The organism is Thauera sp. 63 (genome assembly GCF_000310165.2).
Classification (GTDB): domain Bacteria; phylum Pseudomonadota; class Gammaproteobacteria; order Burkholderiales; family Rhodocyclaceae; genus Thauera; species Thauera humireducens.
On the sequence record NZ_AMXC01000027.1, the window covers coordinates 1 to 14,044 of the forward strand.

At 65.5% G+C, this 14,044-nt stretch carries 14 protein-coding genes; 8 read left to right on the plus strand and 6 right to left on the minus strand.

Translation table 11 applies throughout. The annotated features are described in order from the left end of the window. Nucleotides 1-74: 74 nt before the first annotated feature. Together C664_RS16300 and upp are read right to left on the minus strand one after the other, a co-directional pair. Nucleotides 75-1,322 carry a uracil-xanthine permease family protein gene (locus C664_RS16300; RefSeq protein ID WP_004264281.1) on the minus strand — a complete coding sequence of 416 codons (1,248 nt, stop codon included), beginning with the start codon at nucleotides 1,320-1,322 and terminating at the stop codon, nucleotides 75-77. A gap of 92 nt (nucleotides 1,323-1,414) precedes the next feature. Then, complete coding sequence (gene upp / locus C664_RS16305) at nucleotides 1,415-2,047, minus strand: uracil phosphoribosyltransferase (RefSeq protein WP_004264284.1); 633 nt, start codon at nucleotides 2,045-2,047, stop codon at nucleotides 1,415-1,417. A gap of 149 nt (nucleotides 2,048-2,196) precedes the next feature. On the opposite strand from upp, the gene C664_RS16310 reads away from it, so the two are divergent. The 3 genes from C664_RS16310 to C664_RS16320 all read left to right on the plus strand — a co-directional run bounded on the left by C664_RS16310 (nucleotide 2,197) and on the right by C664_RS16320 (nucleotide 3,641). Beyond that, nucleotides 2,197-2,754 carry a hypoxanthine-guanine phosphoribosyltransferase gene (locus tag C664_RS16310; protein ID WP_004264299.1) on the plus strand — a complete coding sequence of 186 codons (558 nt, stop codon included), beginning with the start codon at nucleotides 2,197-2,199 and terminating at the stop codon, nucleotides 2,752-2,754. 26 nt (nucleotides 2,755-2,780) lie between these two features. Next, entirely contained in the window at nucleotides 2,781-3,128 is a 348-nt protein-coding gene (locus C664_RS16315) for a DUF1840 domain-containing protein (protein ID WP_004264302.1), read from the plus strand. Nucleotides 3,129-3,248: 120 nt separating this feature from the next. Beyond that, nucleotides 3,249-3,641 (plus strand): putative zinc-binding protein, encoded by a 393-nt coding sequence (locus tag C664_RS16320; RefSeq protein WP_004264305.1) that lies wholly within the window; start codon nucleotides 3,249-3,251, stop codon nucleotides 3,639-3,641. A 6-nt stretch (nucleotides 3,642-3,647) separates the two neighbouring features. On the opposite strand, the gene C664_RS16325 is transcribed toward C664_RS16320, so the two are convergent. Beyond that, nucleotides 3,648-4,235: an NADPH-dependent FMN reductase gene (locus tag C664_RS16325; protein ID WP_004264306.1), complete on the minus strand. Its 588-nt coding sequence runs from the start codon at nucleotides 4,233-4,235 to the stop codon at nucleotides 3,648-3,650. A gap of 122 nt (nucleotides 4,236-4,357) precedes the next feature. Here C664_RS16325 and trxC point away from each other — a divergent pair, with 122 nt between their 5' ends. The 5 genes from trxC to C664_RS16350 all read left to right on the plus strand — a co-directional run bounded on the left by trxC (nucleotide 4,358) and on the right by C664_RS16350 (nucleotide 9,085). Next, entirely contained in the window at nucleotides 4,358-4,834 is a 477-nt protein-coding gene (gene trxC / locus C664_RS16330) for a thioredoxin TrxC (protein ID WP_004264309.1), read from the plus strand. A gap of 291 nt (nucleotides 4,835-5,125) precedes the next feature. Beyond that, nucleotides 5,126-5,449: a c-type cytochrome gene (locus C664_RS16335; RefSeq protein ID WP_004264312.1), complete on the plus strand. Its 324-nt coding sequence runs from the start codon at nucleotides 5,126-5,128 to the stop codon at nucleotides 5,447-5,449. A gap of 14 nt (nucleotides 5,450-5,463) precedes the next feature. After that, nucleotides 5,464-6,030, plus strand: a complete 567-nt coding sequence (locus C664_RS16340; RefSeq protein WP_157354197.1) for a hypothetical protein — start codon at nucleotides 5,464-5,466, stop codon at nucleotides 6,028-6,030. Nucleotides 6,031-6,041: 11 nt separating this feature from the next. Then, nucleotides 6,042-7,589, plus strand: coding sequence for an FAD-binding oxidoreductase (locus C664_RS16345; RefSeq protein WP_004264318.1), 1,548 nt, complete (start codon nucleotides 6,042-6,044; stop codon nucleotides 7,587-7,589). A gap of 17 nt (nucleotides 7,590-7,606) precedes the next feature. Next, nucleotides 7,607-9,085 (plus strand): aldehyde dehydrogenase family protein, encoded by a 1,479-nt coding sequence (locus C664_RS16350; RefSeq protein ID WP_004264321.1) that lies wholly within the window; start codon nucleotides 7,607-7,609, stop codon nucleotides 9,083-9,085. Between the two features lie 313 nt (nucleotides 9,086-9,398). Here C664_RS16350 and C664_RS16355 read toward each other — a convergent pair whose 3' ends face one another. From C664_RS16355 to C664_RS16365, 3 genes are all read right to left on the minus strand, one after another. Next, nucleotides 9,399-10,490 (minus strand): IS5 family transposase, encoded by a 1,092-nt coding sequence (locus C664_RS16355; protein ID WP_038012158.1) that lies wholly within the window; start codon nucleotides 10,488-10,490, stop codon nucleotides 9,399-9,401. 79 nt (nucleotides 10,491-10,569) lie between these two features. After that, a complete protein-coding gene (locus C664_RS16360; protein WP_004264327.1) occupies nucleotides 10,570-11,199 on the minus strand; it encodes a response regulator transcription factor in 630 nt (209 codons plus the stop codon). Next, nucleotides 11,196-13,997: an ATP-binding protein gene (locus C664_RS16365; RefSeq protein ID WP_004264346.1), complete on the minus strand. Its 2,802-nt coding sequence runs from the start codon at nucleotides 13,995-13,997 to the stop codon at nucleotides 11,196-11,198. Before C664_RS16365 ends, C664_RS16360 begins: the two co-directional genes overlap by 4 nt. Between the last annotated feature and the right edge of the window lie 47 nt (nucleotides 13,998-14,044).

Consider the following 14,044-nt stretch of genomic DNA (forward strand, 5'->3'; position numbering starts at 1 on the left):
CCAGGCGCGGGGCCGCCCGCTGGCGGCGCTGCTGCCCGTGGCCGCCCCCGTGCTGGGACGGCTGCTCGGCGCGCTCAGCCGCGCGATTTCGCAGCGGGCAGCACGAGGTTGAGCAGTACGGCGACCACGCCGCACAGGCTCACCCCCTGCAGGGTCATGCCGTCGAAGTTCAGCGCCAGGCCGCCGATCCCCATCACCAGCACTGCGGACACGATCACGAGGTTGCGTGGCTCGTCCAGATCGACTCGCGCCTTGATCAGGGTGTTCAGGCCCACGCTGGCCACCGAGCCGAACATCAGCATCATGATGCCGCCCATCACCGGCGCGGGAATCGTCGCCAGCAGCGCGTTGAACTTGCCGAAGAAGGCCATGATGATCGCCAGCACCGCCGCCCAGGTCATGATCGCCGGGTTGAAATTCCGGGTCAGGGTCACCGCACCGGTCACTTCCGAGTAGGTGGTGATCGGCGGCCCGCCGACCATGCCGGCGAACAGCACGCCCAGGCCGTCGCCCGCCAGCGTGCGGTGCAGGCCGGGCTTCTCGGTGTAGTCCTTGCCGGTGACGCCGCCGATGGCCAGCACGTCGCCCACGTGTTCGATCGCCGGCGCCAAGGCCACCGGCAGCATGAACAGGATCGCGGCCAGCTCGAAGCTCGGCGCCACGAAACTGGGCATCGAGAACCAGGGCGCCTCGGCCACCTTGCCGAAATCGACCAGCCCGAACAGGATCGCGGCGATGTAGCCCGCGCCCACGCCGGCCAGGATCGGCACCAGCCTGAAGAAGCCGCGCGCGAATACCGCCACCAGCACCGTGGTGCCGAAGGCGATCCCCGCCACCGTCAGCGCGGTCGCGTAGGGCACCAGCTCGAGCTTGCCGTCGCCGCTGCGGCCCATCGCCATGTTGACGCCGACCGCAGCCAGCGAAAGACCGATGATCATGATGATCGGCCCTACCACGACCGGCGGCATGTAGCGGTGGACGATCTCCGCGCCATGCTTCCACACCAGGCCGGCGAACAGGAAATACATCAGCGAGACACAGGCCAGCGCGCCCATCGTGGCCGGTACGCCCCAGGTCTGGATGCTGAAGATGATCGGCGCGATGAAAGCGAAGCTGGAGCCGAGGAAGATCGGTACCTGGCGACCGGTGACGAGCTGGAACAACAGGGTGCCGACGCCGGCGCCGAGCAGGGCCAGGCTCGGATTGAGGCCGGTGAGCAGGGGCACCAGCACCAGCGCGCCGAAAGCGACGAACAGGATCTGGGCGCCGGAAATGGCCTGCCGCCACAACGGCTCGGGCGACTCGATCGGGACTTCACGCATGGTCGTTCTCCGCCCCTTGGCACCGGCGCCGGCCGGCGGGGCATTATCGTTTTGAGGGAAAGGGGGGGTGGCACGCCGCCGCGTGCCGCAAGTCAGTTGTGGCGGGTGCCGAAGATCTTGTCGCCCGCGTCGCCCAGCCCGGGAATGATGTAGCCGTGCTCGTTGAGATGGCTGTCGATGCTCGCGGTGAAGATCTCGACGTCGGGGTGCTTCTCGTTCATCAGCGCGATGCCTTCGGGCGCCGCCACCAGCACCAGCGCACGCACCTGGGTGCAACCCTTGCGCTTGAGCATGTCGACCGTGGCCACCATCGAACCGCCGGTGGCCAGCATCGGGTCGATGATCAGGGCCATGCGTTCGCCCAGCTGGCCGACGAACTTCTCGAAATACGGCTCGGGCTGCAGGGTCTCCTCGTCACGGGCGATGCCCACCACGCTGACCTTGGCGCTCGGCATCATGTCGAGGACGCCGTCGAGCATGCCCAGCCCCGCGCGCAGGATCGGCACCACGGTGACCTTCTTGCCCTTGATCTGCTCGATCTGCACCGGCCCGGCCCAGCCCTGGATCTCGACCGTCTCCATCGGAAAATCCTTGCATGCCTCGTAGGCCAGCAGGCGCGCGATCTCGGCAGTCAGTTCGCGGAATTTCTTGGTGCTGATGTCGGCCTCGCGCATCAGGCCGATCTTGTGGCGCACGAGCGGATGGCGGATTTCGTGGATGGGCATGGCGGATTCCGGGCGAGGGGACGATGAGCGCCTCTTTTACCGCGCCGATGTCCCGCGCACAAGCGCACAAGCCGCAAATTCCGCGCCGCGTTAGGCGCTAAAATGGCGGGCCCGAACACGCGCAGGGCGCCCGGCCCGCGGCCATCGACATGTCCCAAGACCTCGAACAGATCAAACGCGCCATGGCCGAGGCCGACTGCCTCGCCGACGATGCCACCGTGGAGGCGGCGCTCGACCGCATGGCCGAAGCCATCACCGCCCGCCTGGCCGACCGCAACCCGCTGGTCTACGCGGTCATGAACGGCGGCCTGATCCTCGCCGGCCGCATCCTTCCGCGCCTGCCCTTCCCGCTCGAAGTCGCCTACCTGCACGCCACCCGCTACGGCCATGCGCTGCAGGGCACCCTGCTCGACTGGCGCGTGCGCCCCACGCAGGACCTGCGCGGCCGCACCGTGCTGGTGCTGGACGACATCCTCGACGAGGGTCACACGCTGAAGGCCATCATCGAGCACCTGAAGGACGAAGGCGCCGCCGAAGTGCTGTCGGCCGTGCTGGTCCACAAGCTGCACGACCGCAAGGCATACCCGGGAATGCGGGCCGACTTCAGCGGCCTCGACATCGCCGACCGCTTCCTGTTCGGCTGCGGCATGGACTACAAGGGCTACTGGCGCAACGCGCCGGGCATCTACGCGGTCAAGGGCCTGTAAGCCCGCCGCCCGACAAGGAGACCTGCATGCTGTACACCTTCAAGTCCGCGGCCAGCGCCGACGTTCTGATGCTGGGCGAACCAGCGAAGAAGCTCATCGGGACGATCGGCAAGGATCCGGCCGACACCCAGGGCATCGTCACCGTCGACCAGCTGCCTGGCGCCATCGCCCGCCTGCGCGCGGCCATCGAGGAAGACCGCGCGCGTCAGGCCGAGCTGGAGCGCCAGCGCTCGGCCGACGATGAGGCCGCCGACCGCGAGGCCGGCCGCAGCGGCATGGCGGCCCCGGTCGGGCTCGCCCAACGTGCCTGGCCGCTGCTGGACATGATGGAAGCTTCGCTGAAGGAAGAAACGCCGGTCATCTGGAGCACCTGAACGCAAGCGCGTCGCGGATGCGCGTCGGCGGGCGAGCGTCGCGCCACTTGATCCGCGCCAAGGCGGCGCATGGCGGGGCGAAGGACAATCGCCTTTCAGTCTTCGCCAGGAACGCCCGCCATGTCCGGCCGCCACCCCGACCTGCCGCTCGTCTATGCCTGCTCCGGTTGCTCCAGCGCCGCGCAGCTGGCCAACCACGTGGCGTTGCGGCTCGACCACGAAGGCGAGGCCGAAATGTCCTGCATTGCCGGCGTCGGCGGCAACGTGCCGCACCTGGTGAAGATCGCGCAATCGGGCCGGCCGATCCTCGCCCTCGACGGCTGCGTGCTCGAATGCACCCGCAGCAGCCTGGCGCAGCGCGGCGTCAGCCCCACGCGACACGTGCTGCTCAACGAGCAGGGCGTCAAGAAGCGCTATGCGAGCGACTTCGAGCCCACCCAGGCGGAACAGGTGTTCGACCAGGCACGCGCGCTGGTGCGCGCCATGCGGGACGGACCGGACAAGGCCGGCTGAGGCGCCTCAACGACGCAGCCGTCGCGCGGTATCCACCAGCGCCTGCGCCAGCTTGTCGAGCGCTTCGCGCTGCGCCGGATCGCGCAGGCACCCATCGTCGCCGACCGCCTCGCCCGCCTTGCCGATCGCGAGCTGCTGAGGGATCACCTGCATGCCCAGATAGCCGAGGATGTCGCGCACGTGGAACAGCACGCGCATGCCGCCGAGCGCCCCCGGCGAGGTGCCGACCACTGCCGCGGCGCGCCCCGCATACACCGCGCCGCCCGAGCGCGCACGGTCCGCCGGGTTGGGCCGCGAACACCAGTCGAGCGCATTCTTGAGCAGCGGGGTGATCGAGCCGTTGTATTCCGGATTCACCACCAGCAGCCCGTCAGCGGCCGCCAGTCGCCGCTGCAGGCTGACGATGCCCTCGGGCAACCCTGACTCCACCTCGAGATCGCCGTTGTAGAGCGGCGCAGGATGATCGGCCAGTTCCACCAGGTCGACGTCGGCGCCAGCTGCCGCCAGCGGCGCGACACACGCAGCGGCCACCTTGCGCGACAGCGCCTCGCGCCGGCTGCTGCCGGCCATCACGACAATGCGGGGAGAATTCATGGGCACGGGCTCCTGAAGGGTGACTGAGGATTGGACACGGATCGGCCCCAAGGTTCGCACGGCCTCTTGAATCCCCGGCCGGCGGCCATACATGAGCAGAACCTGATCAAAGGAGCCCCGGCATGAGCGACGCTCTTCACCTCGTCTGTCCGCACTGCGATGCCGTCAATCGTATCCCCGCCGACCGCCTGACGGACGCGCCGGCCTGCGGCAAATGCAAGCAGCCGGTGTTCCGCGCCGAACCGCTGGAACTGACTGCCGCCAGCTTCGACCGCCATATCGGTCGCAACGACATTCCGGTGCTGGTGGACTTCTGGGCGCCGTGGTGTGGCCCTTGCCGGATGATGGCGCCCGCCTTCGCCGAGGCTGCCCGCCAGCTCGAGCCGCAGGTCCGGGTCGCGAAGCTCGACACCGAAGCCGAACAGGCCATCGCCGTGCGCTTCGCTATCCGCAGCATCCCGACACTGGTGTTGTTCCGCGGCGGACGCGAGGTCGCGCGCCAGGCCGGTGCGATGGGCACCGCCGACATCGTGCGCTGGGTGCGCACCCGGGCTGAGGGCAGAGACGCCGCCCATTCACCCAATAAACGGTCAAATTAACCCAGAAAACGATATTGTTTGGCTGAAAGGCCGCCGTTAGAGTCTTATCCCGGCAGGCCTGTCAAAAGCATCCCCTGCCCTCAGGGACGTTCCACTGCAGCACCTGCAGTATCAGGACGCCGTGACGCGAACGAAGCGTCGCGCAGTCTCGCTCGGCCCTGTCTTCGTTGCACTTCCGACGAAGTCATCCCATAACAAAAAAACCCCATTACGACCGCCTGGCCGGTTCGGCTTGTCGCGACCCCATGTCCGGCGGCCGCCAGCCATTGCCCCTGAACAGAGGACAAGAACTTGAACGCTTTCAAACCGCACTCTGCCCTGCGCGCGGCAGGTGGCGCCATCCTGCTCGCGCTCGGCTTCGCCGCCTCGGCACAGGCCGCCGGCACGGCAGCCGACCAGGACAAGGGACGCCGCTTCTACGAGAAGGTCTGTGCCCGCTGCCACGAGGCCGGCATCGGTCCCGTGCTGCTCGGCCGTGGCCTGCCCCCGGCCATCTTCACGACGATCGCGCGTTCGGGCCTGAACGCGATGCCAGCCTTTCGCGTGACCGACGTCGACGACGACACGCTGCAGGCGGTCGCGGAGTATCTGTCGAAGAGCGCCGCCAGGAATTGATGGAGATCAAAGCCATGAATGCCAAGCGACGCGAAGTACTGAAATCGATCGCAGCGGCGGGCGTCGCTGCCCCCATCGCAGCGGCGGCCCACGCCGGCGACGGGGCCCGGTCGGGCTCCCCCGGCGCGGCTTCCCCGCATAGGCAGCGCGTGCTGCCGGTCACCGCCGGACATCCTCTTGATGCCGCCTTCGTGCGTGGCGTCGAGCGCGCAACCGCCGGAACGACGGCGACCCTGCTGCCACCCCACGCGATCGGCGACCGCAACCCGGCCGCACTCACCGCTCTGCACGCCTCCGCGGCCGGCGAGGCAACGGCCATCGTCGGCCTGACCGACTCGGCCACCGCAATGCTGGTACTCGACCGCATTCGCGACGCGGGAGGCAGCGTCCTCACGATGAGCCATCACCGCCTCAGTGCCGAAGCCGGCGCCGCCGGCTGGGCCGCACGGATTGGCGAACTGGCGGTCGCGCAGGCACACAGCCAGCCCGCGCTGCTTGCTGGCGCCGCAGACGACGGCGCAGCCGGCGCCGCCTACACGCCGGACGGCATCTCCTACATGTCCTTCACCTGCATCATCTGAACGGAGCCCTCATGAGCAAGTACAGCGTCCTGCCGAAAAACGTCTCCGAGCGTGATTTCGATGCAGCCATCCAGGAATTCACCGCCATCCTCGGCGCCGACAAGGTGCTGACCACCGCCGACAAGCTGCTGCCCTACGGCAAGATCATGATGGCGGTCGATACCGCCGAGCACGCCGCGTCGGCCGTGCTGCTGGCCACCACCGTCGAGCAGATCCAGGCCATCGTCCGCGTCTGCAACACCTACAAGGTGCCGATCTGGACGATCTCCACCGGCCGCAACTTCGGCTACGGCTCGGCCGCCCCGGTCGAGCGCGGCCAGGTCATCCTCGACCTGCGACTGATGAACAAGATCCTCCACGTCGACCCCGAGCTGTGCACTGCGCTGGTCGAACCCGGCGTCACCTACCAGCAGCTCTACGACTACATCGAGGAGAACAAGCTGCCGCTGATGCTGTCGTTCTCGGCACCGTCGGCGATTGCCGGCCCGCTCGGCAACACCATGGATCGCGGCGTGGGCTACACCCCGTATGGCGAGCACTTCCTGATGCAGTGCGGCATGGAAGTCGTGCTGCCCAACGGCGAAGTGCTGCGCACTGGCATGGGTTCGGTCAAGGGCGACAAGGCCTGGCAGGTGTTCAAGTGGGGCTACGGCCCGACCCTCGACGGCATGTTCACGCAGTCGAACTACGGCATCTGCACCAAGATGGGCTTCTGGCTGATGCCCAAGCCACCGGTGTTCAAGCCCTTCGAGATCCAGTTCGACGAAGAGTCCGACATCAGCGACATCGTCGAGATGCTGCGCCCGCTGCGCATCGCCCAGATCATTCCGAACTCGGTGGTGATCGCCGGCACGCTGTGGGAAGCCGCCACCTGCAATACCCGCCGCTCCGACTACATGAGCACCCCGGGCGCCACGCCGGATTCGGTGCTCAAGCAGATCCAGAAGGACAAGCACCTCGGGGCCTGGAACGTGTATGCCGCCCTGTACGGCACGCCCGAGCAGGTCGAGGTGAACTGGAAGATCGTCACCGACGTGATCAAGAAGGCCGGCAAGGGCCGCATCATCACCCAGGAGGACGCGGGCGACACCCAGCCCTTCAAGTACCGCGCGCAGCTGATGTCCGGCGTGCCCAACCTGCAGGAATTCGGCCTCTACAACTGGCGCGGAGGCGGTGGCTCGATGTGGTTCGCCCCCGTCAGCCAGGCGCGCGGCAGCGAGTGCGAGAAGCAGATGAAGCTCGCCAAGACCATCCTCAACAAGCACGGCCTCGACTACGTGGGTGAGTTCATCGTCGGCTGGCGCGACATGCACCACGTCATCGACGTGCTGTTCGACCGCAGCAACCCCGAAGAGACCGCGCGCGCCAACGCCTGCTTCAGCGAACTGCTCGACGAGTTCGAGAAGGAAGGCTACGCGGTGTACCGCGTCAACACGGCCTTCCAGGAGCGCGTGGCCCAGTCCTACGGCCCGGTCAAACGCGATCTCGAACGCACCCTCAAGCGCGCCCTCGACCCGAACGGCATCCTCGCCCCGGGCAAGTGCGGCATCAACATCTGAATACGGAGCGCAACCTCATGACGACCCAGAATCCCCCCGCCTACACCGGTTTCGACCTGCAGCCGATCGCCGGCCAATGGCGCGCCGGGCGCTCCGAGCGCCGCCTGGTCGACACCAACCCGTTCAACGGCGAACAGCTGGCCGACATCCGCCTGGCCAACGTCGCCGACGTGGATGACGCCTATGCCGCCGCCGCCCGCGCCCAGCGCGAATGGGCCGCACGCCTGCCCGAGGAGCGCGCCGACGTCATCCGCCGCGCTGCCGACCTCCTCGTCGCCCGCGCCGCCGAAGTGCAGGAATGGATCGTGCGCGAATCGGGCAGCACGCGCCTGAAGGCGCTGATCGAGTGGGACAGCGCACGCCGCATCACGATGGAGTCGGCGACCTTCCCCAGCCGCGTCGAGGGCCGCATCCTCGCCGCCGGCGTGCCGAACCAGGAAAGCCGTGTCTATCGCTCGCCGCTCGGCGTGGTGGGCGTCATCAGCCCGTGGAACTTCCCCTTCCACCTCACCGCCCGTTCGGTGGCGCCGGCGCTGGCGCTGGGCAATGCCGTCGTGGTGAAGCCCGCCAGCGACACGCCGGTCACCGGCGGCCTGCTGCTGGCGAAGATCTACGAGGAGGCCGGCCTGCCCGCCGGACTGTTCAACGTCGTCGTCGGCGCCGGTAGCGAGATCGGCGACCACTTCGTCGACCACGCGGTGCCGAGCCTGATCTCCTTCACCGGCTCGACCGAAGTCGGCCGCAGCGTCGGTCGCCTGGCCACCGGCGGTCGCCACATCAAGCGCGTCGCGCTGGAACTCGGCGGCAATGCGCCGCTGGTCGTGCTCGACGACGCCGACATCGCCGTCGCCGCCAACGCCGCCGTGGTCGGCCGCTTCCTGCACCAGGGCCAGATCTGCATGAGCACCAACCGCGTCATCGTCGACGCCAAGGTGTACGACGCCTTCGTGGCCGAGGTGAAGCAGCGCGTCGAGGGGCTGAAGTTCGGCGATCCGGCCGACCCCGCCACCGTCATCGGCCCGCTGATCAACGCGAAGCAGCGCGACGACGTGCTCGCTCGCATCGAGCGTGCCAAGCGCGATGGCGCCCGCCTGGTGGTGGGCGGCGAGGCCCAGGGCAACATCGTCCCGCCGCATGTCTTCGCCGATGTCGACCCGACGTGGTCCATCGCCATCGACGAGACCTTCGGCCCGGTGCTGCCGATCATCAAGGCGCGCGACGAGGCGCACGCGCTGGAACTGGCCAACCAGTCCGAATACGGCCTGTCGAGCGCGGTGTTCACCGCCAACCTCGAGCGCGGCGTGCGCTTTGCCCGTGGCATCGTGGTCGGCATGACGCACATCAACGACATGACCCTGGACGACCAGCCGAACGCGCCGTTCGGTGGCGAGAAGAACTCCGGCATGGGCCGCTTCAACGGCGAATGGGCGATCGAGGAGTTCACCCGCGCGCAGTGGATCACGCTGCAGCACGCGCCGCGCCCCTACCCGTTCTGACCGATTGCCGCCGCGCCCAGCCGCGGCCTGCGAAATGCACGCCGACAGCCTCTCACGGCGAGAGGTTGTCGGCGCGCTGTTACCACCCAAACCCGGCGGGCCGTAAGCCCGAGCGCAGCCGGAAAGTTAGCAGGCTGATGCAGAGTCCGGCGGCACTGCGCCAACAATGAGGTTCAGGTCGAATTTCATCGTGACATCGTTCTCCGGAATGGCTTTCGCACCACGTTCGAATTGCCCTTTTGGCCACAACGGCGACCGCAGAGCTCCTATTGCGCGCCTGCGTTCATGCCCGTTCATGCCCGTTCATGCCCGTTCATGCCTTCACCTCCGAAACGCTCAACTTCGCGATTCGGAGCAAGTTGTATGCGGCACCGGAAATGAAGGCCGCCATCTGCGTCTTCGCCTGGCCGATGAAACGGGTCTTTCGCAATCCGCCGATCGTCTTCAGCCAACCGAAGATCTCCTCGACGCGCTTTCGCTTGCGCTGGCTGACTCGGTAGCCCTTGGTCCGGGTAGTTCGTCCATCGAGGCCGGGTGCCTTCCGATCCTTGATGCGTGCGATGTGCGGTCGCACCAGATGCTCGCGCAAGTGCCCGACAAACTCCTTCACGTGGTAGCCCTTGTCGGCGCCGAGCGTCTTGGGGTGAATGTGCCGTCGTCGTGCGCGAGTGAGCAGCTGACGTGCGGCACGATGCTCGGCCTGGGTCGATTCCGTGATGAGGATATCGACGCACAGCCCATTGCGATTCTCCATGAGCACATGCCCGCCATAGCTGAACTTGGCCGGCTGACCGTTGCCTTTTCTCATGAGTCGGGACTCGGGATCGGTCGTGCTTTGATGCGTGGCGTTCGAGCGCTTCTCGCCTTTGAAGTCGACCATCCCAGTGCCGTCATCGCCGTCCTTGGGCGGGGTGCCATCCTTGGGCTTGAAACTCTTGAATGAGGCCCAGGCATCGATCAGCGTCCCATCCATGGTGAAGTGGTCCGAAGACAGCAGCTTCTGCTTTCGGGCCAGATTGACGACCTCGTCGAAAAAGCGGCGGGCCACGTCGGTCGCCACGAGGCGCTCACGAAGTCGGCTGAAGTTCGACTGATCCAGCGTCGGGCTCTCGAGATCCATGTCGAGGAACCAGCGGAACAGAATGTTGTAGTCGAGTTGCTCACAGAACTGCCGGTCCGAACGAACCGAATACAGCGCGATCAGCAATTGCGCCTTGAGCAGTCGCTCCGGCGGAATCGACGGGCGGCCGACCGACGAATACAACGCGTCCAACTCCGCAGAAATAGCGGCCAGGGCACGGTCCGCCAAACGCTTCACCCGTCTCAGCGGATGATCCGTCGGCACACGCGATTCCGGCGAGAGGTAGTGGAATATCGAGGACTGGGGGTCGAGTTGGCCGCGCATCGTTGCTGTACAAGGGATCTGGAGACGTTTCTATGACAAGCAGCTCATCAGGTCGTTCACGGACTTTTTCATCACCCTGCTAGTTACTCTCTTGTTTCAAGCGCTGCACGGCCAGCGCAAGCTCCGGCAAGGAACGGAACCGCATCTTGCTCATGACGTTGTGGCGATGGACCTTGACCGTGCTCTCCGAAATCCCCAGGTCAAGCGCGATGACCTTGTTCGGACTGCCCTTCATCGCGAGGACAAGCACCTCTTTCTCCCGCGGCGTTAGCTGGTCGTAGCGCGACTGCAGGTCCGCGATTTCCAGTCTTTCATGAAATGCACTGCTCACGCGGGAAAGCGCGGCGGTGATTGACTGCATGAGGGCGACATCCTCGAAGGGCTTCTTCAGAAAATCGATCGCACCAGCCCTCATGGCCCGTACCGCATCCGGCACGTCACCATGCCCGGTAATGAAAATGATCGGCACGTCCCAGCAGCGATGCGCCAGTTCATCCTGTAGCGATAAGCCGTCGAGCCCGGGCATACGCACATCCAACACCACGCAGGCGAAGTCCTCGAGCCGCTCGAGCGACAGAAAATCGAGTGGTGACGCGAACACTTCGACCCGCATGCCCTCGGCGCGGAGCAGGCTGCTCAACGACTCGCGGACGGACACGTCGTCATCGACGACATAGACCGTGGGCGTTGTAATCGCCACGGCATTCATGACGTCTGCGCCGGAATGCGGAACGCGAAGCGCGCACCTGTCGCCGCCGAAGCATCGAGCCACAGCGTCCCGCCATGGTTCTCGACGATCGTTCTGCTGATTGCCAATCCCATCCCAAGCCCATCGCTCTTGGTCGAATGAAACGGGTCGAAGATTGTGTGCGTAATCTCGACGGGCACACCCGGCCCGGAGTCCTCAACCGAAAACAGGATGCTCCCATCGTCGCCAGGCTGAACCTCAACGACGATGCATCGCGCGCGACCATCCTGATTGCGCATGGCGTCGATCGCATTGATCAACAGGTTAAGCAGCACCTGCTGCAACTGCACCTGATCGCCCAGCAACTGCGGCAGCTGCGGCGCGACATGCACTTGCACGCGGGCATTCGCCTGCTGCAGTGTCCGCTGCAGCATCTGCACGAGAGCATCGACCATCCCAGGAATATTCACGTGTTCCCGCTTCAGGCCCTCTTTCTTCAGGAAACCACGGATACGCCTGATGACACTGCCCGCATGGGCAGCATCACGACGCACCCGCTGCAACGCGGCGACCACTTCGTCGTGATTCGGCTCTTCACGCTCCAGCCAGCGCAGTGCAGCATCACTGTTGGTCATGATCGCCGCCAGCGGCTGATTGACTTCATGGGCGATCGAGGCGACTAGTTCGCCCATCGTCGTCAAGCGCGACACCCGCGCAAGGTCGACCTGCGTTGCGGCCAGCGCATCCTCGGCCGCTTTCTGCGCAGAAAGATCTTCGACGATCACTGCAATTTTCGGCCCTTCTCGATCGACACCCGGAATGACCGATGCGCAGACCTTGGACCACAGAAAGCTGCCGTCCTTGCGCGCATAGCGCTTCTGCAACTGGTAGCTCCCGCGCCGTCCCGCGAGCAGGTCGCCGACCTTTTTGCGCGTCGTCGCCCTTTCCTCCGCCTCGCTGATATCGACAAGCGAGACGCCGAATATCTCGTGCGGGCCATAGCCCAGCATTTGCTGCAACGCAGGATTTGCCATCATGATCTTGCCTTCTGCATCCACCAGAGCAATGCCGACGGCCGTATTTTCGTAGAAACCCAGCCAGCGGCGCTCGGAGATCTGCAAGGCACGCAGGCCTTCCTGCAGTGACTTACGGCTAGCGATCAGCCCATTCGTCAGCTCACTGATATCCGATGCCTGCGAGTTGAGCTCCTTCTGGAGAATGTCAACCGTACGTTTGACGGTCACCAGGTTTCGCACGCGAGCGCGCAACTCCTGGGGCGAAAAAGGCTTGGTCAGGTAATCCTGCACAAACTCCTCGAGTAGCGTCTCGCGCAACGCATCATCGGCGCGGGCCGAAAGCACCAGAACAGGGATGTGCGAGGCCTGCCGGCGGCGCAGTTCGCGGACGAAACGTTCCCCGTCCATCTCCGGCATCATCAAATCCGTAATGATGAGGTCGGGCAGATTGGCGGCAAGAAGATCCAGCGCAACCTGACCGCTTTCGGCAGGGGTCACCCGATAGTCATCGGCCAGAACGTCATACAGGAACTGGCGTACGTCGGAATTATCTTCCACGATCAGAATGTGCGGAGTGCCCGCCTTTTGGGGCAGTTTCGGCGGCTCGCTGTTCCGCGATAATTCGGCGCTGGGGAGTGCTGGCGCCCAACCAGCATCCCGCGTCCGCACGAAGGCCCCGGAGGGTGCGCAAAGCGGCAACTCGACCTGGAACAGCGCGCCGCGCTCGGGCGCGTCGAGCACCGCAATCGTGCCGCGATGCAGCTCGACGAACTCCTTGACGATATTGAGCCCGAGTCCGCTGCCCTTGGACGAGAGCTCGTCAGCGCCTTGGGCGTAACGATCGAAAATCGGACGTTTCAGGTGGTCGGGGACGCCGGGGCCACTGTCCTGAATGCTGAGCAGGCTCCGGTCCCCCGGCAAGCGCTCGACCGAACAGCGAATCCGCCCTCCTGGGGGGGTGAATTTGAATGCGTTTGAGAGCAAGTTGCGCACAATTCGAACGAATTTCGCCCGGTCGACATCAGCGTAGACTGCCTCCTCGCCCGCAAACGAAAGGCTGACTTTCCTCTCTTCCGCCACCCCCACGAAGCCATCGGCCACCTCTCGCAGCGCCCCGGCAATGTCGGTATGCGAGTAAACCAGGGGCATTTCCCCGGCGTCGATGCGTGCCAAGTCCAGAAGATCATTGACCTGCTGCAGCAGCGCCTGAGCGTTACGCTTGATTGTCGTCAGGCGGAAATGCTCGCGCGCCGAAATTCCGCTCGAAGACTGCAGTAATTGGTTGACCGGCCCAAGAATCAGGGTCAGCGGCGTTCGCAATTCGTGACTGACATTGGCGAAGAATTTGGTCTTGTAGCCGTCGATCTCGAGCAGCTTGTCGAGGGCTCCGCGCACCTCGTTGTTACGCCGGGTCAGCTCCGCCTCGATCGCAATCTTTTCCGAGATGTTGCGCCCCTCGGGCAAGAGGAAGGCGACCTGCCCCGCATCGTCGAAAATGGGCGTGAGGGAGAAGTCCACGACAATCGTTCGGCTGCCGCTGGATTCGCCGTAGACCTCGATGTCGCAGCGAACGAAGCGGCCCATGGCAGCCTCAGCGACCATCGCCCGCACCCGGCAGCGGGACTCTTCAGACGACGCCCACCAGCGCGCCTCCCAGAAAGGCTTGCCGACGACCTCGTCCAACTTGAGACCCGCCCCGTCGAGCGCGGCCTGGTTGATTTCGATCACATTCCCTTCGACGTCGAGCAAGCCAAGAAACTGGTACATCGAATCAAGGATGATTCGAGCCAGCTTCTGCCGCATGACGTCGCTCGAGTCATCGTCTGCAAGTTCGACGCCCTTTACCGATG